The sequence below is a fragment of the Pectobacterium sp. PL64 genome (assembly GCF_022477975.1).
Taxonomy (GTDB): domain Bacteria; phylum Pseudomonadota; class Gammaproteobacteria; order Enterobacterales; family Enterobacteriaceae; genus Pectobacterium; species Pectobacterium jejuense.
Genome location: NZ_CP092070.1, coordinates 2,445,924 through 2,472,525, shown reverse-complemented (window position 1 = coordinate 2,472,525; position 26,602 = coordinate 2,445,924). Strand labels below are relative to the sequence as shown.

The window sequence follows — 26,602 nt, the reverse complement described above, 5'->3', positions numbered from 1 at the left end:
GGAGGAGAAAAGATGAGCCATCAGTTTCCGAAAGAATTCTTGTGGGGCGGCGCGATCGCAGCCAATCAGGTTGAAGGCGCGTACTTAACGGACGGCAAAGGATTATCAACGTCCGACTTACAGCCACAGGGTATTTTTGGCGAGATCGTCACGCGTACGCCGGGCGACAGCGGAATCAAAGACATTGCGATCGATTTTTATCACCGCTATCCCGAAGATATCGCGCTCTTTGCTGAAATGGGCTTCAAATGCCTGAGAATCTCCATTGCCTGGACGCGCATTTTCCCGCAGGGCGATGAAACCCAGCCGAATGAGGCAGGGCTGGCATTTTACGATCGTCTGTTGGATGAGATGGCAAAGTATGGCATTCAACCGCTGGTGACGCTGTCTCACTATGAAATGCCGTACGGTCTGGTGAAAAATTACGGTGGCTGGGGAAGCCGTGAAACGATTACGTTCTTCGAGCGTTACGCCCGCACGGTATTCCAGCGCTACAAAGACAAAGTTAAATATTGGCTGACGTTCAACGAAATTAACTGTGCGCTACACGCACCATTTACAGGCATTGGTTTACCTACCGAGAGTAGTAAGCAGGATATTTATCAGGCGATTCATCACCAGCTCGTGGCAAGTGCTAAAGCGGTGAAGGCGTGTCATGACATCATCCCTGATGCCAAAATCGGCAATATGATGTTGGGTTCCATGTTCTATCCATTAACCTGCAAGCCTGCGGATGTCATGGAAACGATGCAGCAGAACCGCGATTGGCTGTTCTTCGGTGATGTCCAAGCCCGAGGATACTACCCGGCGTACATGAAGCGTTTCTTTGCACAGCACGGTATTACGCTGACGGTAACGGAAGACGATCGCCAGTCGCTGAAAGAAACCATCGATTTCATTTCTTTCAGCTATTACATGACGGGCTGTGTGACCACGGATGAAGAAGCGAACCTGAAAGCCCGCGGCAATATTTTGAATATGGTGCCGAATCCGCATTTGGAAAGCTCCGAGTGGGGCTGGCAGATCGACCCGGAAGGGCTGCGCTACTTGCTGAACTATCTGTATGACCGTTACCAGAAACCGCTGTTCATTGTGGAAAACGGTTTAGGTGCCAAAGATAAACTTGAAAGCGATGGCAGCATTAACGATGACTATCGCATCCAATACCTGAACGATCACCTGTATCAAGTAGGTGAAGCGTTGGAAGATGGCGTTGAAGTTATGGGTTATACCTGCTGGGGGCCTATCGATCTGGTGAGTGCGTCAAAAGCCGAAATGTCGAAACGCTACGGCTTCATTTATGTCGATCGTGATGACGAAGGGAACGGCACGTTAGAACGTCGACGTAAGAAAAGTTTCTACTGGTATAAAGAGGTTATTTCCTCTAATGGTGAAACGTTGAAATAAACCATCGCATCGATGAGTCATTTACGCATTCATTCTCAGAGAAATAAGATCTGGAATGAATGCGAACTCTATTTTTTTACTATCCATGGGAAAGATGGCAGGGGAATAAGATGAAACGGGAGGGAATGGACTAGCCATTAAATCATATAAACGGTCATGTGGGTTTTACAAAAAATTTTATAAATAGGCGGACTTGCGGCTAGCGTCGCGAGGGGGTTGTCTCAACTTAAAACCGCTGTTTCCAATGTTAAAATGTACCCTACTCGGATAATAATCATGCGTAAAAAATTCCCTGTAAAGATGATGGTATTACTGATGTCTTCAGTGTTTTTGTCTAATGGTGCTATGGCCGCAAAATTGACCGTAGAAGAAAGACTGGAACTCTTGGAGAAAGAACTGGCGGCAAATAAAGCCGAATTGCAGTCAACGAAAAAAGAGTTTCGTGAATATAAGACGAACGCAGAAAATAAAGCACGTCTTGCAGCAAACTCTGCGGCAAAAGATAAACCGCTGGTTGTTGCTTCTTCTGGCACGTCATCGGTTAATCAGGTGGTTCTTTCGCCTGTTGTCCAACCCGCTACAAATACGACTGATGCCGCGACAAGTGCACAACAGAAGCCATTAACGTTAGCTGAAGTGAGTAAGTTCGTTAAGGATGATATTGGCTTTAGCTATACGGGGTATTTCCGTTCGGGATGGGCAACGGCCGATCATGGCGCACCAAAATCGTATGCGATTGGTTCATTAGGGCGTTTTGGTAATGAGCACAGTGGTTGGTTCGATCTCATACTGAGCCAAAAAGTTTATGCAGAAGGGAATAAACGTGTCGACGCCGTCATCCAATTGGATGGTAACGTGGGTATGCAGTACAACAGCGCCTGGTTTGGCGAAGACGCCGATAATGAAAATAAACTGCAATTCTCCCAGATGTACGTCAATACAAAAGGGTTCTTACCATTCGCCCCAGAGGCTGATTTTTGGGTAGGTAAAAATACCCTGCCAGTCTATGAGATTCAGATGCTGGACTGGAAAAGCCACCGTTCAGAAGCGGCGGGCGGTGTAGGTATTGAGAACTGGCAGTTGGGCGTGGGTAAACTTGATGTCTCTTTAAACCGTGAAGACGTTAACGCGCGGCGATTCGTATATAATGACCCGAAAAAAGATAAAAATCAGGTCAATACCAATGCGGTTGATGTACGCTATAAAGGTATTCCGCTGTGGGATGATGCAACATTGTCTTTGATTGGTAAATATGCGAAAGCCAATAAGAGCAATGTGCAGAATAATAATGAAATCGATGGTTTATCGTATAAAATGAAAGATGCCTGGACTGCTGGTGTCATTTTACGCCAAGGATTATATAACGGTGGATTTAATGAATTCACCGTTCAAGGCGCGAGTAATTCTATTGCCAGTGGTTTTGCTAATATATCTGATGCTAACCCGACGTATAGCCGTAATGGTGACTACTATGGCAATCATTCAGGTAATGCCTTCCGCGCGATCTCGCAAGGAGAAATGTACCTGCGTGATGATGTCATTATGGCGAATGCGCTGGTTTATTCACAAGGTAATGACATATACAGCTATGACACGGGAGCGAATACCGATTTCAACAGCATCCGTGCGGTATTACGTCCTGCTTATATTTGGGATAAATTTAACCAGACTGGGGTCGAATTGGCGTATTTTAACCAAACCAATAAGGCCAATGGTGTGAATTATCACGAGTCAGGTTATAAAACCACGCTGTACCATGCGCTTAAAGTTGATACGAGTATCTTGAATTCCCGTCCAGAGATTCGGTTCTATGGTTCTTACCTGAAAATTGAAGATAACGATATCAGCAAGGCCACCTTTAACGACAGTAAGAGCGATCAATTCTCCGTGGGTGTTCAAGCGGAAGTTTGGTGGTAATCGCTGTCACCACATCGGCATCGCTTCGGCGGTGCCGCTACATTTAGCAAAAACAGACTCGATTACGTGATATTCGGGATGGAATTATGCAAATGAACATGAAGAAAATATCTTTATCATTATTGGCTCTGGGTGTATTGGCGGGTGTTTCTGTCAATGCGTCTGCATTACCTGCCGATTTCCCGGTTATGCCCGCGGCAACCGTCCCTGTGAGCCAATACGTCACAGCGGTGAATGCCGATAGCAGCATTACTTTCCGCCTATTTGCGCCAACAGCGAAGCAGGTCAGTGTTTTTACCGGTTCGACGCCTGATAAAATCGTGTCCCATGCGATGACGAAAGATGACTCTGGCGTATGGTCTTTCAAAACGCCCGCGCTGGCACCGAACCTGTATGAATATTTCTTCAGCGTGGATGGTTTTCGCACCATCGATACCGGCACGGCGTTTACCAAGCCACAGCGTCAGGTGAATACCAGCCTGATTCTGGTGCCGGGGAGCATTCTGGACGTGCGTCAGGTGCCACACGGTGAGCTGAGAACGCTGACCTATCATTCGAAAGCCTTGAAATCAGAGCGTCAGGTATATGTCTGGACGCCGCCGGGCTATAGCGAATCGTCAAAACTGCTGCCGGTGCTGTACTTCTATCATGGCTTTGGCGACACGGGCGCATCGGCTGTGGTGCAGGGGCGGATACCGCAGATGATGGATAACCTGCTGGCAGAGAAAAAGATTGAGCCAATGCTGGTCGTTATTCCTGATACGGAAACGGACGTTCCCGGCATTATCCCGGAAGAATATCCACCTCAGGAGCGCCGTAAAGTGTTCTATCCGCGCAATGCGTTAGCGGCGGACAGGGAACTCATTCATGACATCATCCCCGAGATCGGCAAACGCTTTAACGTCCGTCAGGATGCAAACGGCAGGGCGCTGGCCGGGCTGTCGCAGGGCGGCTATCAGGCATTGGTATCCGGCATGAGCCACTTGGATCATTTCGGCTGGCTGGCAACGTTTAGCGGCGTGACCACAGAAACGGTGCCGAACACGGCCGTTGCGGCACAGCTTGAACGACCGGAGCAGATTAACCAGCAACTGAAGAACTTTACTGTAGTGATTGGCGAGACCGACAACATTACGGGTAAGGATATTGCGGGCCTGAAAACCATCCTGGAACAGAAGAATATCCGGTTTGATTACCGCCATTATCCCGACCTTGGTCATGAAATGGATGTCTGGCGACCAGCCTACAGCGAGTTTGTTCAGAAGCTTTTTAAATAGCGTCTTCATGCTGCGGGCTGCGTCGTTGCATGCCCGCTTCTCTGATGGCTGCCTGAATCGCCGGGCTGCCATCTTAACGACGGCCAAGCACCGTTAGCGTTAAGGATAATCATGTCTATTCGCAGATACTTTTCCCGTTTTGCCATGTTGATCGTGGTATTGCCTTTCCTCAGTGCGTTCAGCGTGCAGGCTCAACATTCCCCTTTTGACGTGGCCGACCATAAGCAGATTCGCGTCATTATCAGCGCCGATGCGAAAAACGAGGCTGACGATGACTTTGCCGTTGCCCATGCGGTTCTGACGCCGACGATGCAGGTGAAAGGGTTGATTGCTGCCCATTACTCTCGTACCGCGCCATTGATGAAGCGTGATGGTGAAAACAGCATGATGGAAAGCTACCACGAGCTCCAGCGCCTGATGAACGTGATGGGAAAAACGGATATTCCCATCTATCGCGGTGCGACGCACGCGCTGAAAGCCGACGGTGGCGCACCTGCGTTGAGTGAAGGGGCGCAAATGCTGATCAAGGAAGCGTTAAAAGAGGACTCGCATCCGCTGTTTGTGTTAGTCATGGGGCCGATTACGGATATCGCTGCCGCATTGCAGGCTGAACCAAAGATCGCCAGCAAAATGACGGTAGTGTGGATTGGCGGCATGCCTTATCCTAAAGGGGGCTGGGAATACAATATGTTCAACGATCCGGTCGCGGCGAACAGCGTATTCAAGTCTCAGGTGCCTTTGTGGCAGGTGCCGCATAATGTCTATATGTCCGTACGCGTCTCGCTGTCTGAGCTTGCCGTGCGTGTGAAGCCGCAGGGGAAAGTCGGGGAGTACCTGTGGCAACAGCTGATCGAGTTTAATCGTGCGATTTCCGAAACCATCAAGGATGTTCCGTGGCCGAAAAGTGAAGTCTGGGTCTTGGGTGATAACCCTGCGGTTTCGCTGCTGTTGGATGACCACGAATATCACTACACGTTGGTTAATGCACCGCAGTTAAATGACGATCTGACCTATGCGCCTCAGAAAAATTTGCGCCAGATTCGAGTGTATAACGCCGTTGATGCCCGCTTCACGCTGGAAGATTTCTACGCCAAACTGGCGTTGGCCTATGGTCAAGGGAAATAAACATCCCGGAAGGGCAGACTCTGGGGCAACATTTTTTACTTAAGCCCCACTTATTGAGCTTCTGAACTTTTTCTATCAGGCAAAACGCCGCGCTTTATCAGCAAATACTCTGGGATGAACGGCCGACACGGACACCTCATCCCAGAGTTCAAGCCACCTACCTTGATACGTAAGTACCCAGTTTTTAAGTGCTTAATTTAAAATCATCAACGTTTAAGTCCCTCGTCTCATCTGGTGATGTCCACTCTCCATGACTGAGATACGCTTCATATAACTTTCGATACGATTCATTACTTTTCTTTACCTTTGATCGAAAACAATATTTTGAATGCATCTTTTTGCTATTCATAGGGCGAGTAATGTCACGACAGTTGTTGTGGTTTCTGTCAAATGGATAACTAAAATGACCGCCGGTAGGCGGCTTAAATTGGACACAAACGCATGGTCAGGATAAGCACGTCAATCTCCTATCTGTGGGGCATGGTAGCCAGCCTTTTTCTCATGATGCCAGCCTATTCCGCTGATGCTCCGGCGTCACCACCACCCGCCCCAATAGAAGCAAGAAACTCCGTCTTCATTAATCAACACCCCGATCAGTTCAACTCGTGGAAAGCGACCACTGAACAGTCTGAACGTCATGATGCGCTGGCAGAAGACCCCATGATGGTGATCCTTTGGGCGGGTTACCCTTTTTCCAGAGACTACAACAAACCGCGCGGTCACGCGTATGCGTTAACGGACGTGCGTGAGACGCTGCGTACCGGCGCACCGAAGACGGCGGAAGACGGCCCTCTGCCGATGGCGTGCTGGAGTTGTAAAAGCCCGGATGTCGCACGCTTGATTCAACAGGAAGGCGAAGACGGCTACTTCAAAGGCAAATGGGCACGAGGCGGGCCGGAGATTGCTAACGATCTCGGCTGTGCGGACTGCCATGATACTGCGTCTCCAGATTTCGCTCAGGGCAAACCGGCGCTGACGCTATCCCGTCCTTACGCCGAGCGCGCAATGGAATCAATTGGCAAACCGTTTGATCAAACCAGTCGTTTCGGTCAGCAGTCTATGGTCTGTGGACAATGCCACGTTGAGTACTATTTCTCTGGTAAAGACAAAGCGGTGAAATTTCCATGGGATAACGGCACGAAAGTCGAAGACATGGAAAAATACTATGACGCCATTTCCTTCTCCGACTGGACCAACTCCCTTTCTCGCGCACCGATGCTGAAAGCCCAACATCCAGAATATGAAACCTGGAGCATTGGTATTCACGGTAAAAACAACGTGACCTGTATCGACTGCCATATGCCGAAAGTGAAAAATGCGGACGGCAAATTGTATACCGATCACAAGATTGGTAACCCTTTCGACAATTACGGCGAAACCTGTACCAATTGCCACACGCAGGATAAAGCGGCGATGCAGGCGGTTGTTGCGGAGCGCAAAACGGCCATTCAGGACTTAAAACTGAAAGCGGAAGAGCAGCTGGTTCACGCGCACTTTGAGGCGAAAGCGGCCTGGGATGCCGGTGCAACCGAAGCAGAAATGCAGCCGATTCTGATGGATATCCGCCATGCGCAATGGCGCTGGGATCTGGCGGTTGCCTCTCACGGTATTCACATGCATGCGCCGGATGAAGGCTTACGGATGCTCGGCACCTCTCTGAGTAAATCCGCCGAAGCGAGAACCAAACTGGTGCGTCTGTTGGCCCAAAAAGGGGTGACAGGGGAAATCAAGCTGCCGGATATCTCGACGAAAGAGAAAGCGCAGCAGGCGATTGGGCTCAACATGCAGCAAATCAAAGCCGAAAAACAGGATTTCCTGAATACGGTAGTGCCGCAGTGGGATGAGCAAGCGCGTAAAGCGGGACGACTGAACTAATAACCCCTCATCGCCCGTGGACGCGGGCGATCATAAAGTGGAGTGGATATGAGCGTATTACGTTCGTTATTGACTGCCGGGGTGCTGGTATCAGGCCTGCTTTGGGCATTGCCAGGGCTGACGCAGCCCGCACCTCAGGCGGAAAAAGGAGATCGCTGGGAGGTCATGCCGCAGCGCAATCCCGATGAGGCTTGTCTACAGTGCCATAAACCGGAAGAGGATGGCATGAATGGCAAGCATGCCTCCGCCGTCAACCCGCATAATCAGCAGCAGCTGACCTGCACAAACTGTCACGGCAAGCCGTCGCCGATGCACCGCGAAGGCGTTAGAGATGTCATGCGCTTTAACTTCCCGATGTATAAGGTGGAAGAGCAAAACAGCGTCTGTATGTCATGCCATACGCCGGAACAGTTGCAGAAATCGTTTTGGCCACACGATGTACACGTCGCGAAAGTAGCCTGTGCCAGTTGTCACCAACTGCACCCTACGCAGGATAGTATGCAGACGCTGAACGACAAGAGTCGTATCAAACTGTGTGTAAGGATTGCCATAGCGATCAGCGTAATAACCCCGATTTCAACCCAGCCTCAGTTCATCTGGGTAATAAGAGGCAGCCATGAGTTGCTCTCGTCGTCAATTTCTTGCCCGTATGGGCGGGCTGATTGCCATCACCAGTACGGCGGGGCAGGTCGTCGCACAGACGCTGAATATCAACGGCGTCCGCTACGGCATGATCCACGATGAATCGCTCTGTATCGGCTGTACGGCGTGTATGGATGCCTGTCGGGAAGTCAATCAGGTGCCGGAAGGTGTGTCGCGTCTGACGATCATTCGCAGCGAACCGATTGGGACTTTCCCAGACGTGAAATACCGTTTTTTCCGTCACTCCTGCCAGCACTGCGATCATGCACCTTGTGTTGACGTGTGCCCTACCGGGGCGTCGTATCGCGATGCGGCAAGCGGCATTGTGGATGTGAACCCCGATCTGTGCGTAGGGTGCCAATATTGTCTTGCTGCCTGTCCTTATCAGGTGCGCTTTATTCATCCGGAGACGAAAACGGCGGATAAGTGCGATTTTTGCCGCAAGACCAACCTGAAAGCCGGAAAACTGCCCGCCTGTGTGCTGTCTTGTCCGACTAACGCGCTGACGTTCGGCAACCTTGACGATCCTGACAGCGAGATTTCCCGCCTGCTTCGTCAACAGCCGACGTATCGCTACAAAATCGCGCTCGGCACTCGTCCTAAGGTCTATCGCGTACCGTTTAAATACGGGGAGGTTCATCAATGACGCCCGTGTCTTCAAGCGCATTCCATTTTGCTTCATTAGTCTGGGACTGGCCGATTGCGATTTACCTGTTTTTGGTGGGCATTTCTGCGGGGCTGGTGACGCTGTCAGCCTTACTGCGGCGCTACCACCCCGAGCAGGCAACCGCAGACAGTACGCTAATGCGCACCACGCTGATTCTTGCGCCGTGCACCATCATTTTGGGATTGCTGATTCTGATCTTCCACCTGACGCGCCCCTGGACGTTTTGGAAGCTCATGTTCCATTACAGCTTTACCTCGGTGATGTCGGTTGGGGTCATGCTGTTTCAGGTCTATATGGCGGCGCTGGCGGTCTGGTTGGTCAACATTTTCAGCGAGCAGGTTATCGTGCTGCAACAGCGCTGGTTGCCGAAGCTGGTCATACTTCCCAAGGTGCTCGGCTGGCTGGCACCGATGCAGAAATCACTGGATATCGTGATGTTGCTGCTGGCGGTGATGTTAGGGGCTTACACCGGATTTTTACTCTCCGCGTTGAAGACCTATCCGCTGCTGAATAACCCGATCTTACCGGCTTTATTCCTGTTTTCGGGGGTGTCCTCCGGCGCGGCGGTGGCGCTGATCGCCATGGCCTGCCGCTATCGTCGCAATCCGCATAGCGAAGAAGCGCACTTTGTACACCGTGTCGAAACGCCCGTCGTGTGGTTAGAGATCTTCTTACTGTTTGCGTTCTTTATCGGCCTTGCTTTAGGGGACGATGGGAAGCAGCGGGCGCTGGTGGCCGCCGTGGGCGGGGGATTCTGGGCCGTGTGGTTCTGGCTGGGTGTGGTAGGGATTGGATTGGTTATTCCCTTGCTGCTCAAGTCATGGGCTAGCCGACAGCATTCACCTTATGGCGTGCTGGCGGTGTGCGGTCTGAGTCTGGTGGGCGTCTTGTTACTGCGCTTCTTTATTCTCTATGCGGGGCAGTTAACCGTTGTCTAATTCCCAGCAAAAGGCCTGTTGATGTTGTTATTGCCAGAATTTGGGTATGTCGCACTGTCGCTGGCGGTTTGCGTCGGTGTGGCAACGGCGTTGCTGACATTTTCAGGCTACTCCCTGCGCTGGTCGGGCACTTACCGGCTGGCGCGGTGCTGGACGTTGGTACTGTTTGGCCTGGTGCTGTTTGCGTTTATCGCGCTGACGCTGAGCGTGGTACAGGATGATTTCTCTGTTAACTATGTCGCCCAGCATAGCCATCGTGATTTACCGCTGGGGCTGAAAATTGCGGCAGTCTGGGGCGGGCATGAAGGATCGCTGCTGCTGTGGTTGTTATGTTTAACCGGCTGGAGCGCTGCGTTTGCCTGCCGCTATCGCAAGGCGACGAGCGATCTGTTTCCTCTGACGCTGGCGATGCTGGCCGCGATCGCGACCGCGATGCTGGTGTTCATTGTATTTTTCTCCGATCCCTTTGTGCGTCTCTTCCCGCCCGCGGTGGCGGGGAGGGATCTTAACCCCATGCTGCAACACATTGGCCTCATCCTCCATCCACCGTTGCTCTATCTGGGCTATGGCGGATTAACCGTGAGTGCGGCGCTGGCGTTAGCCGCCCTGATTCACGGTGAGTTTACTGCGCCAACTGCCTGGATCTGCTGGCGCTGGACGCTGCCCGCCTGGAGCCTGCTAACGCTGGGGATCATCCTCGGATCGTGGTGGGCCTATAACGAGCTGGGCTGGGGAGGATGGTGGTTCTGGGATCCGGTAGAGAACGCCTCGCTGCTCCCGTGGTTAACGGCCAGCGCGTTACTGCACAGTCTGTCTGTCACCCGCATGCGCGGCATCTTCCGTCATTGGTCGTTGATATTGGCGCTGCTGACGTTCATTTTATGTCTGCTGGGCACACTGATTGTGCGCTCCGGGATACTGGTTTCCGTCCATGCCTTCGCGCTCGAACACGACCGCGCGGTGCCTCTATTTATCCTGTTTGCCTGCTTGAGTATGGCGGCGCTGGCGGTTTATGGCTGGCGTGCTCAGCTTGTTCGCTCTGCTGCTCGCTTCTCCGGCTGGTCGCGGGAAATAGCGATACTGCTGGTGCTGCTACTATTCAGCGCCGTCGCACTGGTGGTACTGCTCGGCACGCTTTACCCAATGATTTATGGGCTGGCGGGCTGGGGGAAAATCTCTGTCGGCGCACCCTATTTTAACCGCGTGCTCTTGCCCTTCGGTGGCCTGATGCTGCTGCTCATCGGGGTCGCCGCGGGAGGCTACTGGAAACGTAGCACGCGATGGCCTGTCCGGCGTGTAGGCATGACGCTGGCCGTCGGCATTATTACCGCTCTGGTCTTATGGCCGTATGGGTACGCTGTCGCACTGGCTGCGGGGTTGATCGGCTGGGCTATGGCTGCGCAGTGGTTACAGCCGCTGTCGGCGATACGCCATCAACTTCCTGCACTGCTGGCGCATACGGGCGTGGCGCTATTTGCCTTGGGGATTGTGTTCTCTGCGGGCAGCAAACAGGAAATCAGCGCCAATGTGGGGCGGGGAGAACAGGTCACGCTGGGCGACTACCATTTTCGATTTTTACAGCTGGAGTTAGTGGCGGCACAGAACTACACCGCGGAGCAGGCCGTGATTGCGATTTATCGTGGCGACTCACCGATCGCTCAGGTCATGCCGGAACGCCGTTACTACAACGCACGCAAACAACAGATGGTTGAGCCGGGCATTGCCTGGGGGCCGATCAGAGAATGGTATGCCGTGATGGGAGAGAAAACCGGCGAAAACCGCTATGCGATGCGTTTCTATGTGCAAACCGGCGTCCGCTGGGTGTGGGGCGGCGGCCTGCTGATGGTCGCGGGCGCACTGCTGGGGTGGTTCAGAGGGAGAAGGGCCTATGACTAAATACATTGCGCTCCTTTTCATGCTGCTGGCTTTTTCTGTTCAGGCTCAGGTGGTCGATACCTGGGCGTTTTCCAGTCAGGCACAGCGTCAGGTCGCGATGGCGATTGCTGGCGAACTGCGCTGCCCGCAATGTCAGAACCAAAGCCTGCTGGAATCGAATTCGCCTGTGGCGGTCAGCATGCGCCATGAGGTCTTTTCCATGGTGAAACAGGGCAAGGACAAGTCAGAAATTATGGCGTTTATGAACCAGCGCTATGGTGATTTTGTTCAGTACAACCCGCCGATGAAAATGCAAACCGGCATCCTTTGGCTCACGCCGCTGTTTCTACTGTTAGCGATTGCGGTTATCGCGTGGCGAGTGATGCGGCGACAGAACCGAGGGGGGCGCCCATGAGCCTGTTAAGCGTGAACCTATTGGAGCTGAATTTATTAAGCATGGTGTTTGTCGCCATCGCGGTTGTCGTTCTGGCTGCCGGACTGTTATGGCCGCTATTGCCCCTGCGCAAGCCGGAGGGGGATGACAATCTGCCGCGTTTGGCGGAACGCATCTGGCATTTTCAGTGTGAACAGGCAGGGAAGCATCTGTCCGAGCATGAGGCAAAGATGCTGGGTCGAGAACTGTCCCACGATCTGCCGTTAGCCTCATCCCCTTCTTCCGCGCAGCACCCGCTGCCTGCCATCGCGGTTGTGGTCCCGCTCATCGCTATCCTGTTGAGCAGTGCGACGTTCTACATGCTAAGTCCGCGTGCTGCGCTGGTTCAGGCGGAACGCCAGCGGCTTGCCGATCCGCTACACGATTTTAGCGATGCGCAACAGCAGGAAAAACAGCTTGCTGCCTTGCAGGACAACATTCGTAAAACGCCGGGCAACAGCGTCCTCTGGGCTGAGCTGGGTGAATATTATCTTTACCGTAACGCCTACGACAACGCGCTGCGCGCTTACCGGCAGGCGATTGCGCTGAAGGGCGACAGCGCGGAACTGTATTCGGCACTGGCAACGGTGCTGTATTACCAGGCAGGTCAGGCCGTCACGCCCCCGATGCAAGAGATGGTCGATAAAGCGTTGGCGCTGGATGCCAATGAAGTGACGGCGCTGATGCTGCTGGCGTCTGACGCGTTCCTGAAAGCGGACTATGCACGCGCGATTACGATTTGGCAGCGCTTGCTGGATACGTACAGCCCGCGGGTTAATCGCGTCCAGTTGATCGAAGCGATCAACACGGCAACGCTGCTGAAGAATAGTCAGAAGTAATGCGTGATACCCCTTGAGTCAGAGGGCAAGCACGACTTTTGACACCGTCATAATGACGAGAATAACTAGAATCGCCGAGTTTATTGATCTCAATAAAAAAGATTAACTCTTTATGGTTAGGGTCCCCAAGAGGGGGAGTACGGGCACCATGTTATTCTATAGCCACTAAGAAAGTAGGAGTACACCCCGATGTTAGAAGCGCGCGATGTGGTTTGCATACGCGATGAGCATGTGCTGTTCAGCGCGTTGTCGTTTACGGCTAGCGCGGGAGAAATGGTGCAGATTGCGGGTGCCAACGGGGTGGGCAAAACGTCGCTGTTGCGCATTTTAAGCGGTCTGGCGACGCCTGAATCGGGGGAAATCTGCTGGCAAGGGCAACGCATCAACCGTATGCGCGAGCAGTTTAATAAGCAGCTTCTGTGGCTAGGCCATCAGCCGGGCATCAAGAGTGTCCTGACCGGTGAAGAGAACCTGCGCTTTTTCTATCCGCAACAGCAGCAGGATGCACTCTGGCAGGCGCTGGCCGCCGTCGGGCTGGCAGGGTATGAAGACGTGCCTGTGGCGCGTCTTTCGGCGGGACAACAGCGTCGCGTCGCGCTGGCGCGTTTGTGGCTCACCGATGTTCCGCTGTGGATTCTGGATGAACCGCTGACCGCGCTTGACGTGGCGGGCGTCGAAATGCTGACGCAGCGTATGGAACACCATATTGCGCGCGGCGGCATCATCATTTTAACCACCCATCAGCCGCTGCGTCCGTTCGCTCAGGGCATTCGCTGTATCCAACTGACACCGAGTGAGGGAACCCCATCATGCGGCGTCTGATTGCCCGAGAACTGCGCGTCGCGTTGCGCAATAACGCGGAAATTCTCAATCCCCTGTGGTTCTTCCTGATCGTCATCATTTTGTTCCCGCTGGCTATTGGACCAGAGCCGCAGCTATTGATGCGCGTGGCACCGGGCGTGGTGTGGGTGGCGGCGTTGCTCGCTTCGCTGCTGGGGATGGATCGTCTTTTCCGTGATGACTATCAGGACGGTTCACTGGAACAGTTGACGCTGCTGCCGTTGCCGCTGCCGTTAGTGGTGTTGGCGAAAGTGGTGGTGCATTGGATGGTCAGTGGGCTGCCGCTGTTACTGCTTTCTCCGCTGGCGGCGCTTCTGTTTGGGCTGGACAGCCACGGCTGGCGGGTGATGGCGCTAACGCTGTTGCTCTGTACGCCCACGCTCAGTTTTCTGGGAGCCATTGGGGCGGGATTAACGGTCGGGCTGCGCCGCAGCGGCGTGCTGTTAAGCCTGCTGGTCTTGCCGCTAACCATACCGCTGTTGATTTTTGCGACGGCGGCGGTCGAGGCCGCCATGATGCAACTGCCGGTGGGCGGGTATCTGGCGATCCTCGGTGCCTTTCTGGCGGGCAGCGCCACCCTGAGCCCGTTTGCCACGGCGGCGGCGTTGCGGGTGAGCATACAGTAATTTTCCGATCTCAGGATCGCCTTCATCGTCCCGTTGGGATGAGTTTTACGCAGAGTGAGCACACGTTATGTTGAAAAAGAACTATCAGCTTACGCAGCCGGATCGCCTTTATGGCCTTTGCGGCAGGCTTATCCCCTGGTTTGCCCTGCTTAGCGCGGCGCTGTTGATCGGCGGTTGCCTGCTGGGGTTTGGCTTTGCGCCCGCTGATTATCAGCAGGGGCAGGGGTATCGCATCATGTACGTGCACGTGCCGGCGGCTGTTTGGTCGATGGGCGTCTATGCCGTGATGGCGATATGTGCGCTTGTCGGGATAATTCGGCAGTCAAAAACGGCGGAGCTTGCCGTGGCGGCGATGGCACCGGTCGGCGCGGTGTTTACCTTTATTGCGTTAACGACGGGCGCCACCTGGGGGAAACCGATGTGGGGAACCTGGTGGGTCTGGGATGCGCGTCTAACGTCGGAACTCGTTCTGCTGTTTCTATATGTGGGCATCATCGCGCTCTACAACGCGTTTGACGATCGTCGTCTTGCCGGTCGTGCGGCGGCCATTCTGGTGTTGGTGGGCGTGGTGAATTTACCCATCATCCATTTCTCGGTCGAGTGGTGGAATACCCTGCATCAGGGATCGACAAAAATGCAGAAAACGATCGATCCCGCCATGCGTCTCCCGCTGCGAATCATGATGTTAGGATTTATGAGCTTGTTCGTGACGTTGTCACTGATGCGATTGCGTAACTTGATACTGGTACAGCAGCGCCGCGCACCTTGGGTGGCTGCACTGCTTAATAAAGGAGGAATAGCCCGATGAACATCGCTTTCACAAGCTGGCAGGATTTCTTTGCGATGGGCGGCTATGCCTTTTACGTCTGGCTGGCCGTGGTGCTCACGCTGTTACCGCTGAGCGCGTTGGTCGGTCATACCCTCTTGAATCGTCGCGCATTGCTGAATGATATCCGCCGCCAACAGGCGCGCGAGCAGCGCAAGAATACGGCTCGCCAGTCGGAAACGATGGAGGTGGCGCAATGAGTGCCCCGCGTAAAACTCGCCTCTATGCCATTCTGGCCGTCATTTGCGGCGCGGTGTTGACGATCGCGCTGACGCTCTATGCGTTGAGCTCAAATATCGATCTCTTTTATACGCCCAGCGAAATTCTTTACGGCAAAAACGAAACGCAGGAAAAACCGGCGATCGGGCAGCGTCTGCGCGTCGGCGGCATGGTAATGCCGGGCAGCGTACGCCGCGACAGCCAAAGTCTGGAAGTCCGCTTCACCGTTTATGATGCGCAGGGTTCCGTGGATGTGACCTATAACGGGATGCTGCCGGATCTGTTCCGCGAGGGGCAAGGGGTGGTGGCGCAGGGCATTCTGGATACCGACGACCATATTATGGCGAAAGAAGTGCTTGCCCGACATGATGAAAACTACACGCCACCGGAAATCAAAGCGGCGATGGAAGGACAAAACGGTCATGCATCGGCAGTGGCCACAGAGGGTAAACGGTTATGATGCCTGAAGTGGGCAATTATTTGCTCTGTTTGGCGCTGGGCGTCGCGCTGTTGCTCAGCGTGTATCCGCTGTGGGGCGCGTCGCGTCAGGATACTCGTCTGATGGCGCTGGCGCGTCCGCTTGCCTGGGCGCTGTTTGCATGCATTTTGGCGTCTTTCCTCGTGTTGGTGCATGCGCTGGTGATCAATGATTTCACCGTTCTCTATGTAGCCAACAACTCGAACCGCGCGTTACCGGTATGGTATCGGGTGGCGGCGGCGTGGGGCGCACATGAAGGATCGCTGCTGCTCTGGGTGCTGTTGATGAGCGGCTGGACCTTCGCGGTGGCAGTATTCAGCCGCGGGATGTCGCTGGATGCGGTCGCCCGCGTGCTGGCCGTCATGGGGATGATTAATGTCGGCTTCTTGCTGTTCATCATCCTGACGTCGAATCCCTTTACGCGTACGCTGCCGGACTACCCGATTGACGGGCGCGATCTCAATCCGCTGTTGCAGGATGTCGGGTTAATCTTCCACCCGCCATTGCTATACATGGGCTATGTCGGGTTCTCCGTAGCGTTTGCGTTTGCGGTCGCCTCGCTGCTGGCAGAACGACTGGACAGCGCATGGGCTCGCTGGTCCCGACCGTGGACACAGGCGGCGTGGTCATTTCTGACGTTGGGTATCGTGCTCGGTTCGGGCTGGGCGTATTACGAGCTTGGCTGGGGCGGCTGGTGGTTCTGGGATCCGGTAGAGAATGCGTCATTGATGCCGTGGCTGGTGGGCACGGCGCTGCTGCACTCGCTGTCGGTCACCGAAAAGCGGGGCAGCTTCAAGGCCTGGACGGTGTTGCTGGCCATCGGCGCGTTCTCGCTCTGTCTGCTGGGAACGTTTTTGGTACGTTCCGGTGTACTGGTATCGGTGCACGCGTTTGCTTCCGATCCGGCGCGCGGCATGTTCATTCTCGCGTTTCTGGTCATTGTCATCGGCGGTTCTTTGCTGCTGTTTGCCATCAAAGGCAACCGGGTACGGGCGCGGGTCACGAACTCACTCTGGTCGCGTGAGACTTTCCTGCTCGGCAATAACCTGATCCTGATGGCGGCCACACTCGTGGTGCTGCTGGGAACGCTGCTGCCGCTGGTGCATAAACAGCTGGGCTTGGGCAGTATCTCGATTGGCGCACCGTTCTTCAACACCATGTTCACCCTGTTAATGGCACCGTTTGCCTTACTGCTGGGCGTGGGGCCGCTGGTTCGCTGGCGGCGTGACGAGCCGCAAAAGCTACGTAAGCTGCTGCTGATTGCGCTGGCCGTGACCGCCGCGTTGTCACTGCTGTTGCCGTGGCTGTTCCAGGATTCCATTGTTGCCATGACGGTGGTTGGCCTGTCGATGGCGCTGTGGGTGTTCTTCTTAACGGTGTACGAGCTGCATACCAGTTCCACCCGTCGTCATGGTCTGCTGCGTGGTTTGACCACACTCTCACTGAGCCAGTGGGGCATGGTGTGCGGCCATATTGGTCTGGCGGTGACGGTGGTCGGGATCGCCTTCAGCCAGAATTATAGCGTTGAGCGGGATGTACGGATGCGGGCCGGCGACAGCATCGCGATCCACGATTACCGTTTTACGTTTCAAGGCGTGCGTGATGTCGTGGGGCCGAACTGGCAAAGCGCGAAAGGGACGATTGAAGTGACGCACAACGGCAAACCAGAAGCGACGTTGAAAGCGGAAAAACGCTTCTACAACACCAGCGGCGCGATCATGACGGAAGCCGCCATTGATGCGGGGGTGACGCGCGATCTTTACGCAGCTTTGGGGGAAAAGCTGGATGACGGTAGCTGGGCGGTGCGGCTGTATTACAAACCCTTTGTCCGCTGGATTTGGTATGGCGGGGGACTGATGGCGTTAGGCGGCATCCTGTGCATGTTTGACCCGCGCTATCGCCTGCGTCGCGCTGTTCGGGAGACAGCATCATGAGCCGCAAGATCTTGTTAATCCCGCTCGCGCTGTTTTTACTGCTGGCCGTTGCCTTGTTGTGGCAGTTGGTGCGCAACAGCGACGGCGACGATCCGATGCGGCTGGAGTCGGCCCTGATTGGTAAACCGATTCCCGAATTTCGTCTTGAATCACTGGATCAGCCGGGAAAGGTTTATAACCAATCTGAACTGAGCGATGGCAAGCCGCTGCTGCTGAACGTCTGGGCGACCTGGTGCCCGACGTGCCGCGCCGAGCACCAGTTTCTCAACACGCTGGCGGCGCAGGGGATCCGCGTCGTGGGCATGAATTATAAAGATGAACGCCCCAAAGCGGTTGAGTGGTTGAAGACGCTGGGCAACCCCTATGCGATGAGCTTATTTGATGGCGACGGCATGCTGGGGCTGGATTTGGGCGTGTATGGCGCGCCGGAAACGTTCCTGATCGACGGGAAAGGCATCATTCGCTATCGCCATGCGGGCGATCTCAATATGCAGGTGTGGCAAGAAACGCTGCAACCGCTGTGGGAGAAATACAGCAAGGAGGGCGGCGCATGAGAGTGCTGAGTTTCCTTGGCGCATTGCTGCTGTCGTTCAGCGTGCTGGCGTCCTCCGAGGTCTTGCGTTTTGACAACGACACGCAGGAGCAGCAGTTCCGTGAGTTAACGATGCAGTTGCGCTGCCCGAAATGCCAGAACAACAGCATTGCCGATTCCAACTCGATGATTGCTTCGGATATGCGGCAGAAAGTGTACGAACTGATGCAGCAGGGGCAAACGAAAGAGCAGGTTGTCGATTATATGGTGGATCGTTACGGCTACTTTGTGACGTATGAACCGCCGATCACGCCGTTTACCCTCCTGCTATGGCTGCTGCCTGCGCTGTTTCTGGCCGCGGGCGCGTGGATGATTATTCAGCGCGCACGCCGTATCAGAAACGCCAAAGAACCGATGAGCGAACAGGATAAAAAGCGTTTGCAGACGCTGTTGGGACGTGAGGAGAAATCGGAATGATGCTACTGACCGCAACCATTGTGCTATCGCTGATGGCGCTTTCAGCGCTGCTGCTTGCGCCGTGGTCGTCACGGGGCGAATACGATCGTGATGCGATCAATCAGGCGCTGTATCGCGACCGTCTGCGTGAGCTTACTACGGATGTTGCCAATGAGCAGGAACGAGCTCAACTGGTTGAGGAACTCCAGCATACGCTATTGCAGGATATTCCCGGCGGCGCGAAGGCACAACAGCGCCCGCTAAACCGCTGGGTTTTACTGCCGGGCGTACTGCTGCTGATCATCGTCAGCCTCGGCGTGTTTTGGAAAACCTCGGCGGTTAATCGCGTGCAGGAATTGCAGCAGGTTGTGGCGTTAACGCCGGACCTGATGAAGCGAGCGTTGGATCCTGATGCCGAACCGCTGACCATTGAAGAGGTCGCACGTCTCGGTTTGGGATTGCGTAGCCAATTGGAAGCCCAGCCGGACAATCCACAAGACTGGTGGATGCTGGGGCGCATTGCGGGCTTACTGAATAACTACGACATGTCCGTACAGGCGTTTGCCAAGGCGTTCCAGCTCGATCCGAAAAATACGGATTTGGCGCTGGATTATGCCGATCTGCTGTCCCGATCCACCGACCCGCGTGATAGCCAGCGTGGTGGTGACATGCTACGTGAGCTGATGAATTCCGGCTCGACCAATGTGCGCGTGCTGAGCCTGCTGGCTTTCAACGCTTATGAAGCCCAGCGCTATCAGGATGCGATTGATGCCTGGCAAATGATGCTGAAACTGCTACCGCAAAACGACACGCGCCGAGCGGTCATCGAGCGCAGCGTGGCACAGGCCAAAGCGTCACTGTCGGTTCAGGCTGTCACGGGGAAGTAGGTCTTTTTTCTTCATCATCAATAGTGGAAGGGCGATATATCGCCCTTTGTTGTTTCTGTTGTTACGGTGCTTGCTGTTTCTATTGTTACGACGAAGGTTTCGTGCGCATTACCCACGGTTTTTTTCTGCAACTCGCGTCGCACGCGCCCGACGCGGGGCGGCTCAGTTGCCGTCGCCCCGCGACCCCTGGCTTTTTGCGGTAAATTGCGCCGCTTCGCGGTGCCGTCGGTGTTCATGCCCGCTGTTCGGACCGCCTGCGACGCAGATACTCGTCCCATAAACGGGACTCGCCCTACGGGCCAGCACAAGTGCTGTTCAAAAACGTCGTTGACGTTTTTGTCCGACGCGGCGCAGACTTTCGCGGCGTCCATGCCGCTCATCCGGCGGTCATGTACACCTCTGCGCGATTTTTTTACGCGAGGCAACCCCATAAAATCAAAAGGCTGAACGTAGCACATCTTTATTTGTGAATGGATTCCTCCGCCTGCACGGAGGATTGCTGTGGACGGCCTTCATGCTGAAGGGGATGCCGTCCTTATACCGTTGACAAGCCTATTTTCCGAATGAAAACGGTAGTAACGGAATAGAAGAGTAAAGCGTTTGCGCCAGGGATGGCGCAAGCCGAGCGTACATGGATGTATTTACAGCGTCTTTACGATCTATCCGTTACTACCGCTCGACGGACTTTGTCAGCAACGATAGGACGGCAGACGCCGTCCCGTTACTTCGAGGCGCGGGTTATAGCCCGCTTTTGACGCCGTGCATGTCCGGCAGTTTGTGGGCGATGCCTTTGTGGCAATCGATACAGGTTTGACCGAGTTTTATCGCTTCGCTGTGTTTCTCCGCCGCGACGGTTTTTTGCCCTGAGAAGTCCATATAGTCAAAGTTGTGACAGTTGCGGCATTCCTGAGAATTGTTATTTTTCATGCGCCGCCATTCGCTCTGCGCCATCGTCAGCCGGTGGGCTTCAAATTTTTGTGGCGTATCAATCGTGCCCATTATCTTGCCGTACAGCTCTTTGCTGGCCTGAATCTTACGCACCATTTTCGGCACAAATTCATGCGGCACGTGGCAATCCGGGCAGGTGGCGCGCACGCCGCTGCGGTTGCTGTAGTGCGCGGTTTCCATATATTCCTGATAAACGGTATTGCGCATTTCATGACAGCTGATGCAGAACGCCTCGCTGTTGCTCATCTCCATGCCTTTCTGGGATGTTGCCAGAAAGAAAATACCGCCCGCGAAGCCGATAAGGAGCAACGTTCCCAGCGCCAACCGACTCGGGCGGCGCCACCATTGCCACAGCTGGCGCAACAACCGTCCCACTTTTCCTGGTTGTTTCATAGCAAACCTCACTGACCAAAGCCTTTAGAAGGGGTGAACGTATTACCGGTAATCGGCGAACTGTCCGCTTGCGGTACGTGGCATTGCAGACAGAAATGGCGCGCAGGGGCGACATTGCTCAGCACTTTGCCGTCTCTGTCGACAAAATGGGTCGGGCTGACGCGGGGGGCGCTGGTGGAACGATAGCTCTCTACGCCGTGACACTGTAGGCAACGGTTAAAGGTCGGGGTGACCTGATAGCCATCCACGCTATGCGGGATCATCGGTGGCTGGTTGACATAGTTGAGCGCCATACGCTCCTGCTGCTTCGGCATCCGGCTATTTCCCGGCTGTGTCGCGGCGACTTCTGGCGATTGGCTTAAATCGACCTGTGCAGTAGCGATTGCACTGCCTATTATTGTACTGCCCATTATTGTCAGGGCGGTGATCCAGCGAAACCATCCCATTCTCAGGCTTTTCATGACTTTGCTCCCGATTTCCATCTAAGGGTTATTTTAAAAACGTCTTCAGCGCAGACATCAATACAACGTCCGCATGTTATGCAGTCTCGGTCAGTGACCTGTGCCGGACTGTGTTTATCGAGCAAGGGGGCGCGCAGCACCTGTGGTTCCGGACAGACATGAAAGCAGTCCATACAGCGCGTACAGCGTTCACGCTCAGTGGCATCCACAACCAGGGCGCCTTTACCGCCAAGCGCACCATACAGCGCGCCGGTTGGACAAAGGTGTCCGCACCAGCCGTGTTCCACGACCCACAAATCAAACAGAAATAGCGCCAGCAGCAGCCAGATACCTGCACCAAACCCGAAAATCAGCCCGCGACCCATCAGTGAAACCGGGTTGACCCATTCCCACAGCAGCCCGCCCGTCAGCGCACTCCCTGCCAGAATGAGGATCAGCAGCAGATAGCGTAGATTGCGGGGGATCGTCGCCGAGGCAGTAATGCCGAAACGACGACGCAGCCAGGCGGCTAAATCGGTGAGCGGATTAACCGGGCAGACCCAGCTACAGAACAGGCGCTTGCCTGCCAGCGCATAGCTCAGCGCAATAATCAGCGCACCGATCAGCGCGAGCGTGGCGGGCAGATGGCCGCTAGCCAGACTTTGCAGTACCATCAGCGGATCGCTGAGCGGCACGGTGTCGAGCAAGCGGCTGGCGCTGTAGTTACCGTGCAGGATCCAAAATCCGAAGAGCGGACCGCTGAGGAACATGAGCAGCACTAGTGACTGGGTTAGACGGCGTAAGACCAGCCAGCGGTGACTGCGCCACCAGCCTTTTTTCGCCCGGGCTTCTCGCCCGGCGTCTTGTTTACGATTTGCCATCGCGTGCCTCCAGCCAACTGAAACGGTAGTGATGTCCGAGTTCGCCTTTTGCCAGCGCGCGCGGCAAAACCTTGATCGCGGGCTGTTCCAGCACGCAGGCTTTTTCACATTTGCCGCAGCCGGTACAGACATCGCTATGCACCGTAGGCAAAAAACGGGCATGTTTTCCGGTGCGGGTATTGCGCTCTGGCTCCAATGTGATGGCGCTATCGATGAGGGGACAGACGCGATAGCACACATCGCAGCGTAACCCCTGATAATTCAGGCAGTTCTCCTGATCGAGCAGCACCGCTAATCCCATGCGGGCGTCATCGATAGCGTCCAGCGGCTGTAACGCCCCGTTGGGGCAGGCGACCACGCAGGGTATGTCCTCACACATCTCGCACGGGATATCGCGCGCGACAAAGTAAGGGCTACCGGCTGCGGAACCGGAGACCAGCGTTGCCAGCTTCAGCGTGTCGTACGGGCAGGCCTGAACACATTGGCCACAGCGTATGCAGGCACCGGAAAATGCCGCTTCAGACAGCGCACCCGGCGGCCGCAGCCGGAGTACGTCGGCCTGGGCGCGCCGTTGCTGAATGCCGAGAACCGTCACCGCGGCGGATAAACCCGCAACGGCGCGGACGGCGTCACGCAGAAAGCGACGGCGAGCGGGTGATGAATTCTCCGGGCGTGCCATGTGCGCTATACCTTAGCCAGCTTGACGGCGCATTTCTTAAAGTCCGTTTCTTTCGACAGCGGATCGGTGGCATCCAGCGTCAGGACGTTGGTCATCTGCGCGGCGTCGAAGAACGGCATATACACCAGTCCACGCGGCGGCTTATTGCGGCCACGTGTCTCAACAATCGATACGACTTCACCACGGCGCGAGATAATGCGGACTTTCTCACCGCGCCGCAGATCGCGCGCTTTGGCATCCTGCGGGTGCATAAACAGCACGGCTTCGGGGAAGGCGCGGTGCAGCTCTGGTACGCGGCGCGTCATGCTGCCGGTGTGCCAATGTTCCAGCACGCGACCGGTGGAGAGCCAGAGATCGTACTCGTCGTCCGGCACTTCGGCGGCAGGCTCGTACGGCAGCGCGAAAATCACCGCCTTGCCATCCGGTTTGCCATAGAAACGGTAGGCTTCTCCTGCTTTGACGTAAGGATCGTTCCCTTCGCTGTAGCGCCACTGAGTTTCCTTGCCGTTAACGACCGGCCAACGTAGCCCGCGCACTTTGTGGTAGTCATCGAACGGTGCTAAATCGTGACCGTGTCCACGGCCAAACGCGGCGTATTCTTCAAACAGGCCTTTTTGCAGGTAAAAACCGAAGTCACGGGATTCATCGTTCAGCTGGTTTTCCGCTAATTCACTGAGCGGGAAGCGCGTGGTGACATCGTTCGCAAACAGCACGTCGTAGAGCGTTTTGCCACGGTAAGCTGGTTTCTGTGCCAGAAGTTCTTCCGGCCACACTTCCTCGATGGCGAAGCGTTTGGCAAAGCTTACGACCTGCCACAGATCCGATTTTGATTCGCCCGGCGCTTTAACCTGCTGACGCCAGAACTGCGTCCGACGCTCGGCGTTGCCGTAGGCTCCTTCTTTTTCTACCCACATTGCGGTCGGTAAAATCAGATCGGCAGCCAGCGCGCTGACGGTCGGGTAGGGGTCGGAAACGACGATGAAGTTACGCGGATCGCGCCAGCCCGGCATACGTTCCTGATTGATGTTCGGGCCGGCCTGCATGTTGTTGTTACACATCACCCAGTAGGCATTCAGCGTGCCGTCTTTCAGCGCCCGATCTTGTGCAACGGCGTGCAGGCCGATCTTTTCAGGAATGGTACCTGTCGGTAGCTGCCACAGTTTTTCTGCAATCGCGCGGTGTTTCTCGTTGGTCACCACCATGTCCGCAGGCAGGCGGTGGGCGAAGGTGCCGACTTCACGCGCAGTGCCGCAGGCAGACGGTTGACCGGTTAACGAGAACGGCCCGCAGCCCGGCTGAGAGATCTTGCCCGTCAGCAGGTGGATGTTATAAACCAGATTGTTCGCCCAAACGCCGCGCGTGTGCTGGTTAAAGCCCATCGTCCAGTAGGAGATCACTTTCTTCTTCGGATCGGCGTAGAGTTTTGCCAGCGCTTCTAACTGGTCGGCGGGAACGCCGCTGATCGCGACCGCTTTTTCCAGCGTATAGTCAGCGACAAAGGCTTTGTATTCTTCAAAACTCATAGGCTCAGACGCATCGGAACCTGGGTTTTTCGCTGCTTTCTCCAGCGGATGAGTCGGACGCAGCCCGTAGCCGATATCGGTCACACCTCGACGCAGGTTCACGTGGCGGGTAAAGAAAGCCTCGTTCACCGCATTGTTTTGGATAATGTAGTTGGCGATGTAGTTGAGAATGGCCAGATCGGTTTGCGGCGTAAACACCATACCGTTATCCGCCAGCTCAAAACTGCGGTGCTGATAGGTGGACAGCACGGCGACCGTAACATTGCTGTTCGACAGGCGGCGATCGGTGATGCGCGACCAGAGAATCGGGTGCATCTCCGCCATGTTGGAGCCCCACAGCACAAAGGCATCGGTCTGCTCGATATCGTCGTAGCAGCCCATCGGTTCATCCATACCGAAGGTGCGCATAAAACCGACGACCGCGGATGCCATACAGTGGCGCGCGTTGGGGTCAATGTTGTTGGAGCGAAAACCGGCTTTGAACAGCTTGGCGGCTGCATAGCCTTCCCAAATCGTTGATTGCCCAGAGCCAAACATCCCTATCGCGTTCGGACCTTTCTCCTTCAGGGCGGTTTTGAATTTCTCCGCCATGATGTCAAACGCCTGATCCCAGGAGATCGGAGTAAATTCGCCTTCTTTATCGAATTTTCCGTCGCGCATACGCAGCAAAGGCTGGGTAACGCGATCCTGCCCGTACATGATTTTTGGCAGGAAATAGCCCTTGATGCAGTTTAATCCGCGGTTAACCGGCGCTTCGGGATCGCCCTGACTGGCGACGATACGGCCGTTTTGCGTCCCGACCAGTACACCGCAGCCTACGCCACAGAAGCGGCAGGGGGCTTTATCCCAATGGATAGCCTCTGACTGTTCGGTCACGGCGCGCACCGCAGTAGGTATGGTGATGCCTGCGACCGCGGCTGCCGCTGCGACCGCGTTCGCCTTCATAAAGTGTCGTCGACTGAGTTTCATGGTATTTCCTCACCCTGAGCTTGTTGATCAAGAGGTTGTTCATCGAAAGCAAAAGATTGTTCATCGAAAGACGGTTCATCAAGCTGGTGATAAACCAGCGAAACCGCCAGTACGCCTGTAAGTTCGCGTATTGACGCTATTTGTTTTAACAGCGTGTCTTCTGAATCTGACTCCAGCACCACGACCATTTTTCCGGTATCGCTATCGCTGGCACCCACCTCGACATTGGGCTGCGTCGCTAGCGCCTCGGCAACGGCCGCCAACTGTGCCGTGTTGACGTGAACCACTACACTGCAAACATGCCAGACTGTGCTCATCGGTTTTCCTGTTGCGTCGGAAGACGCGCTGGCGCGGTGTGATATCCCGCGGTGATTTTTTTCATCGACATGGCACCGACAGGGCACCCGGAAATGCATGCGCCACAGGTGGTACAGGCGTCGTTGTCGATTGACGGTGCGGCAACGCGCCCGAGGGTGGGACGAAACCCTATCGCCCCGGTTTCACACGCATCCTGACAGCTGCGGCATTCCACCTGATGCAGCGACAAACAGGCATCTTGGATCGTCAGGTGGTATTCCCACGGTGGGGTGTGACTCTCCGCGAACAGTGCTTGTGGACACGCACGCGCGCAGTCGTAGCAGAACGTGCATTCGCCGCGCTGAAAGTCGATGGTGGGGAAACCGCCCGAACCGCGCTGGATAATTCCCGAACCGCAGGCATCAACGCAGACGTTGCAGCGCGTGCACTGGCTCAGGAACTGGCTTTCCGCACAGATCCACGGCGGACGCAATGCGTTGTCTGCCCGCTGTAGGCCACCAGTCAGTAGGGAACGCCGGGAGAGGTTAGTCATGGCTGTTTGTCGCTCTGGTGCTCAATGAAATATCCAATAAAAACACGCTGTTTTTGTAGGGGTTACACTATTCCTCTTGGGGTGTATGCGATAATCACCCTTTAGAGGTAAATGGTGGTGCCGGAT

General features: G+C 55.0%; 27 protein-coding genes and 1 pseudogene. 20 read left to right on the top strand and 8 right to left on the bottom strand.

Annotation, left to right across the window (positions count from 1 at the left end; all coding sequences use genetic code 11):
- Positions 1-12 precede the first annotated feature (12 nt).
- The 20 genes and pseudogenes from HP572_RS10985 to ccmI all read left to right on the top strand — a co-directional run bounded on the left by HP572_RS10985 (position 13) and on the right by ccmI (position 19,793).
- On the top strand, positions 13-1,407 hold the full coding sequence (locus HP572_RS10985) for a glycoside hydrolase family 1 protein (RefSeq protein ID WP_240585634.1): 1,395 nt from the start codon (positions 13-15) through the stop codon (positions 1,405-1,407).
- Between the two features lie 276 nt (positions 1,408-1,683).
- Positions 1,684-3,324, top strand: coding sequence for a carbohydrate porin (locus HP572_RS10980; protein ID WP_240585633.1), 1,641 nt, complete (start codon positions 1,684-1,686; stop codon positions 3,322-3,324).
- Positions 3,325-3,416: 92 nt separating this feature from the next.
- The gene (locus HP572_RS10975) at positions 3,417-4,601 is read left to right on the top strand and encodes an esterase family protein (protein ID WP_240585744.1); all 1,185 of its coding nucleotides are present in this window, start codon (positions 3,417-3,419) and stop codon (positions 4,599-4,601) included.
- A 111-nt stretch (positions 4,602-4,712) separates the two neighbouring features.
- Entirely contained in the window at positions 4,713-5,726 is a 1,014-nt protein-coding gene (locus tag HP572_RS10970; protein ID WP_240585632.1) for a nucleoside hydrolase, read from the top strand.
- 501 nt (positions 5,727-6,227) lie between these two features.
- Complete coding sequence (nrfA, locus tag HP572_RS10965; RefSeq protein WP_240585743.1) at positions 6,228-7,601, top strand: ammonia-forming nitrite reductase cytochrome c552 subunit; 1,374 nt, start codon at positions 6,228-6,230, stop codon at positions 7,599-7,601.
- 48 nt (positions 7,602-7,649) lie between these two features.
- Positions 7,650-8,221 (top strand): annotated as a pseudogene (gene nrfB, locus HP572_RS10960) (cytochrome c nitrite reductase pentaheme subunit).
- Complete coding sequence (gene nrfC / locus HP572_RS10955; RefSeq protein WP_205554441.1) at positions 8,218-8,889, top strand: cytochrome c nitrite reductase Fe-S protein; 672 nt, start codon at positions 8,218-8,220, stop codon at positions 8,887-8,889. Before nrfB ends, nrfC begins: the two are co-directional and overlap by 4 nt.
- Positions 8,886-9,848: a cytochrome c nitrite reductase subunit NrfD gene (gene nrfD / locus HP572_RS10950; protein ID WP_240585631.1), complete on the top strand. Its 963-nt coding sequence runs from the start codon at positions 8,886-8,888 to the stop codon at positions 9,846-9,848. The genes nrfC and nrfD overlap by 4 nt, the downstream gene beginning before the upstream one ends.
- A 21-nt stretch (positions 9,849-9,869) precedes the next feature.
- The gene (locus tag HP572_RS10945) at positions 9,870-11,744 is read left to right on the top strand and encodes a heme lyase CcmF/NrfE family subunit (RefSeq protein ID WP_240585630.1); all 1,875 of its coding nucleotides are present in this window, start codon (positions 9,870-9,872) and stop codon (positions 11,742-11,744) included.
- Positions 11,737-12,138: a heme lyase NrfEFG subunit NrfF gene (gene nrfF, locus HP572_RS10940; protein WP_240585629.1), complete on the top strand. Its 402-nt coding sequence runs from the start codon at positions 11,737-11,739 to the stop codon at positions 12,136-12,138. The genes HP572_RS10945 and nrfF overlap by 8 nt, the downstream gene beginning before the upstream one ends.
- A complete protein-coding gene (gene nrfG / locus HP572_RS10935; RefSeq protein ID WP_240585628.1) occupies positions 12,135-12,995 on the top strand; it encodes a heme lyase NrfEFG subunit NrfG in 861 nt (286 codons plus the stop codon). The genes nrfF and nrfG overlap by 4 nt, the downstream gene beginning before the upstream one ends.
- Before the next feature lie 189 nt (positions 12,996-13,184).
- On the top strand, positions 13,185-13,817 hold the full coding sequence (ccmA, locus tag HP572_RS10930; protein WP_240585627.1) for a cytochrome c biogenesis heme-transporting ATPase CcmA: 633 nt from the start codon (positions 13,185-13,187) through the stop codon (positions 13,815-13,817).
- Positions 13,805-14,461 (top strand): heme exporter protein CcmB, encoded by a 657-nt coding sequence (ccmB, locus tag HP572_RS10925; RefSeq protein ID WP_010276475.1) that lies wholly within the window; start codon positions 13,805-13,807, stop codon positions 14,459-14,461. Before ccmA ends, ccmB begins: the two co-directional genes overlap by 13 nt.
- A gap of 67 nt (positions 14,462-14,528) precedes the next feature.
- Entirely contained in the window at positions 14,529-15,269 is a 741-nt protein-coding gene (locus tag HP572_RS10920) for a heme ABC transporter permease (RefSeq protein ID WP_095701931.1), read from the top strand.
- The gene (gene ccmD / locus HP572_RS10915; protein WP_205554431.1) at positions 15,266-15,487 is read left to right on the top strand and encodes a heme exporter protein CcmD; all 222 of its coding nucleotides are present in this window, start codon (positions 15,266-15,268) and stop codon (positions 15,485-15,487) included. Before HP572_RS10920 ends, ccmD begins: the two co-directional genes overlap by 4 nt.
- Positions 15,484-15,966, top strand: coding sequence for a cytochrome c maturation protein CcmE (ccmE, locus tag HP572_RS10910; protein WP_240585626.1), 483 nt, complete (start codon positions 15,484-15,486; stop codon positions 15,964-15,966). The genes ccmD and ccmE overlap by 4 nt, the downstream gene beginning before the upstream one ends.
- Positions 15,963-17,918 carry a heme lyase CcmF/NrfE family subunit gene (locus HP572_RS10905; RefSeq protein ID WP_040032211.1) on the top strand — a complete coding sequence of 652 codons (1,956 nt, stop codon included), beginning with the start codon at positions 15,963-15,965 and terminating at the stop codon, positions 17,916-17,918. The genes ccmE and HP572_RS10905 overlap by 4 nt, the downstream gene beginning before the upstream one ends.
- Entirely contained in the window at positions 17,915-18,472 is a 558-nt protein-coding gene (locus HP572_RS10900) for a DsbE family thiol:disulfide interchange protein (RefSeq protein WP_205554416.1), read from the top strand. Before HP572_RS10905 ends, HP572_RS10900 begins: the two co-directional genes overlap by 4 nt.
- Positions 18,469-18,927: a cytochrome c-type biogenesis protein gene (locus HP572_RS10895; RefSeq protein WP_205554414.1), complete on the top strand. Its 459-nt coding sequence runs from the start codon at positions 18,469-18,471 to the stop codon at positions 18,925-18,927. Before HP572_RS10900 ends, HP572_RS10895 begins: the two co-directional genes overlap by 4 nt.
- Positions 18,924-19,793, top strand: coding sequence for a c-type cytochrome biogenesis protein CcmI (gene ccmI / locus HP572_RS10890; RefSeq protein WP_240585625.1), 870 nt, complete (start codon positions 18,924-18,926; stop codon positions 19,791-19,793). The genes HP572_RS10895 and ccmI overlap by 4 nt, the downstream gene beginning before the upstream one ends.
- Positions 19,794-19,810: 17 nt before the next feature.
- Here the strand turns inward: ccmI and HP572_RS10885 are convergent, their stop codons facing one another.
- From HP572_RS10885 to napF, 8 genes are all read right to left on the bottom strand, one after another.
- Complete coding sequence (locus HP572_RS10885) at positions 19,811-20,164, bottom strand: hypothetical protein (RefSeq protein ID WP_240585624.1); 354 nt, start codon at positions 20,162-20,164, stop codon at positions 19,811-19,813.
- A gap of 367 nt (positions 20,165-20,531) precedes the next feature.
- Entirely contained in the window at positions 20,532-21,134 is a 603-nt protein-coding gene (gene napC / locus HP572_RS10880; protein WP_040032204.1) for a cytochrome c-type protein NapC, read from the bottom strand.
- A gap of 8 nt (positions 21,135-21,142) precedes the next feature.
- Positions 21,143-21,595 (bottom strand): nitrate reductase cytochrome c-type subunit, encoded by a 453-nt coding sequence (napB, locus tag HP572_RS10875; RefSeq protein WP_040032202.1) that lies wholly within the window; start codon positions 21,593-21,595, stop codon positions 21,143-21,145.
- On the bottom strand, positions 21,592-22,455 hold the full coding sequence (napH, locus tag HP572_RS10870) for a quinol dehydrogenase ferredoxin subunit NapH (protein ID WP_240585623.1): 864 nt from the start codon (positions 22,453-22,455) through the stop codon (positions 21,592-21,594). The genes napB and napH overlap by 4 nt, the downstream gene beginning before the upstream one ends.
- Positions 22,442-23,134, bottom strand: a complete 693-nt coding sequence (gene napG, locus HP572_RS10865; protein ID WP_371745316.1) for a ferredoxin-type protein NapG — start codon at positions 23,132-23,134, stop codon at positions 22,442-22,444. The genes napH and napG overlap by 14 nt, the downstream gene beginning before the upstream one ends.
- Before the next feature lie 5 nt (positions 23,135-23,139).
- The gene (napA, locus tag HP572_RS10860; RefSeq protein ID WP_240585622.1) at positions 23,140-25,626 is read right to left on the bottom strand and encodes a nitrate reductase catalytic subunit NapA; all 2,487 of its coding nucleotides are present in this window, start codon (positions 25,624-25,626) and stop codon (positions 23,140-23,142) included.
- Positions 25,623-25,943: a chaperone NapD gene (gene napD, locus HP572_RS10855; RefSeq protein ID WP_240585621.1), complete on the bottom strand. Its 321-nt coding sequence runs from the start codon at positions 25,941-25,943 to the stop codon at positions 25,623-25,625. Before napD ends, napA begins: the two co-directional genes overlap by 4 nt.
- The gene (gene napF / locus HP572_RS10850; RefSeq protein WP_240585620.1) at positions 25,940-26,476 is read right to left on the bottom strand and encodes a ferredoxin-type protein NapF; all 537 of its coding nucleotides are present in this window, start codon (positions 26,474-26,476) and stop codon (positions 25,940-25,942) included. Before napF ends, napD begins: the two co-directional genes overlap by 4 nt.
- Positions 26,477-26,602 lie beyond the last annotated feature (126 nt).

Bases quoted from the DNA above. Each gene is read 5' to 3' on its own strand.
- HP572_RS10985 (WP_240585634.1), top strand. From the start codon at position 13: ATGAGCCATCAGTTTCCGAAAGAATTCTTGTGGGGCGGCGCGATCGCA.
- HP572_RS10980 (WP_240585633.1), top strand. From the start codon at position 1,684: ATGCGTAAAAAATTCCCTGTAAAGATGATGGTATTACTGATGTCTTCA.
- HP572_RS10975 (WP_240585744.1), top strand. From the start codon at position 3,417: ATGAACATGAAGAAAATATCTTTATCATTATTGGCTCTGGGTGTATTG.
- HP572_RS10970 (WP_240585632.1), top strand. From the start codon at position 4,713: ATGTCTATTCGCAGATACTTTTCCCGTTTTGCCATGTTGATCGTGGTA.
- nrfA (WP_240585743.1), top strand. From the start codon at position 6,228: ATGATGCCAGCCTATTCCGCTGATGCTCCGGCGTCACCACCACCCGCC.
- nrfC (WP_205554441.1), top strand. From the start codon at position 8,218: ATGAGTTGCTCTCGTCGTCAATTTCTTGCCCGTATGGGCGGGCTGATT.
- nrfD (WP_240585631.1), top strand. From the start codon at position 8,886: ATGACGCCCGTGTCTTCAAGCGCATTCCATTTTGCTTCATTAGTCTGG.
- HP572_RS10945 (WP_240585630.1), top strand. From the start codon at position 9,870: ATGTTGTTATTGCCAGAATTTGGGTATGTCGCACTGTCGCTGGCGGTT.
- nrfF (WP_240585629.1), top strand. From the start codon at position 11,737: ATGACTAAATACATTGCGCTCCTTTTCATGCTGCTGGCTTTTTCTGTT.
- nrfG (WP_240585628.1), top strand. From the start codon at position 12,135: ATGAGCCTGTTAAGCGTGAACCTATTGGAGCTGAATTTATTAAGCATG.
- ccmA (WP_240585627.1), top strand. From the start codon at position 13,185: ATGTTAGAAGCGCGCGATGTGGTTTGCATACGCGATGAGCATGTGCTG.
- ccmB (WP_010276475.1), top strand. From the start codon at position 13,805: ATGCGGCGTCTGATTGCCCGAGAACTGCGCGTCGCGTTGCGCAATAAC.
- HP572_RS10920 (WP_095701931.1), top strand. From the start codon at position 14,529: ATGTTGAAAAAGAACTATCAGCTTACGCAGCCGGATCGCCTTTATGGC.
- ccmD (WP_205554431.1), top strand. From the start codon at position 15,266: ATGAACATCGCTTTCACAAGCTGGCAGGATTTCTTTGCGATGGGCGGC.
- ccmE (WP_240585626.1), top strand. From the start codon at position 15,484: ATGAGTGCCCCGCGTAAAACTCGCCTCTATGCCATTCTGGCCGTCATT.
- HP572_RS10905 (WP_040032211.1), top strand. From the start codon at position 15,963: ATGATGCCTGAAGTGGGCAATTATTTGCTCTGTTTGGCGCTGGGCGTC.
- HP572_RS10900 (WP_205554416.1), top strand. From the start codon at position 17,915: ATGAGCCGCAAGATCTTGTTAATCCCGCTCGCGCTGTTTTTACTGCTG.
- HP572_RS10895 (WP_205554414.1), top strand. From the start codon at position 18,469: ATGAGAGTGCTGAGTTTCCTTGGCGCATTGCTGCTGTCGTTCAGCGTG.
- ccmI (WP_240585625.1), top strand. From the start codon at position 18,924: ATGATGCTACTGACCGCAACCATTGTGCTATCGCTGATGGCGCTTTCA.
- HP572_RS10885 (WP_240585624.1), bottom strand. From the start codon at position 20,164: ATGGACGCCGCGAAAGTCTGCGCCGCGTCGGACAAAAACGTCAACGAC.
- napC (WP_040032204.1), bottom strand. From the start codon at position 21,134: ATGAAACAACCAGGAAAAGTGGGACGGTTGTTGCGCCAGCTGTGGCAA.
- napB (WP_040032202.1), bottom strand. From the start codon at position 21,595: ATGAAAAGCCTGAGAATGGGATGGTTTCGCTGGATCACCGCCCTGACA.
- napH (WP_240585623.1), bottom strand. From the start codon at position 22,455: ATGGCAAATCGTAAACAAGACGCCGGGCGAGAAGCCCGGGCGAAAAAA.
- napG (WP_371745316.1), bottom strand. From the start codon at position 23,134: ATGGCACGCCCGGAGAATTCATCACCCGCTCGCCGTCGCTTTCTGCGT.
- napA (WP_240585622.1), bottom strand. From the start codon at position 25,626: ATGAAACTCAGTCGACGACACTTTATGAAGGCGAACGCGGTCGCAGCG.
- napD (WP_240585621.1), bottom strand. From the start codon at position 25,943: ATGAGCACAGTCTGGCATGTTTGCAGTGTAGTGGTTCACGTCAACACG.
- napF (WP_240585620.1), bottom strand. From the start codon at position 26,476: ATGACTAACCTCTCCCGGCGTTCCCTACTGACTGGTGGCCTACAGCGG.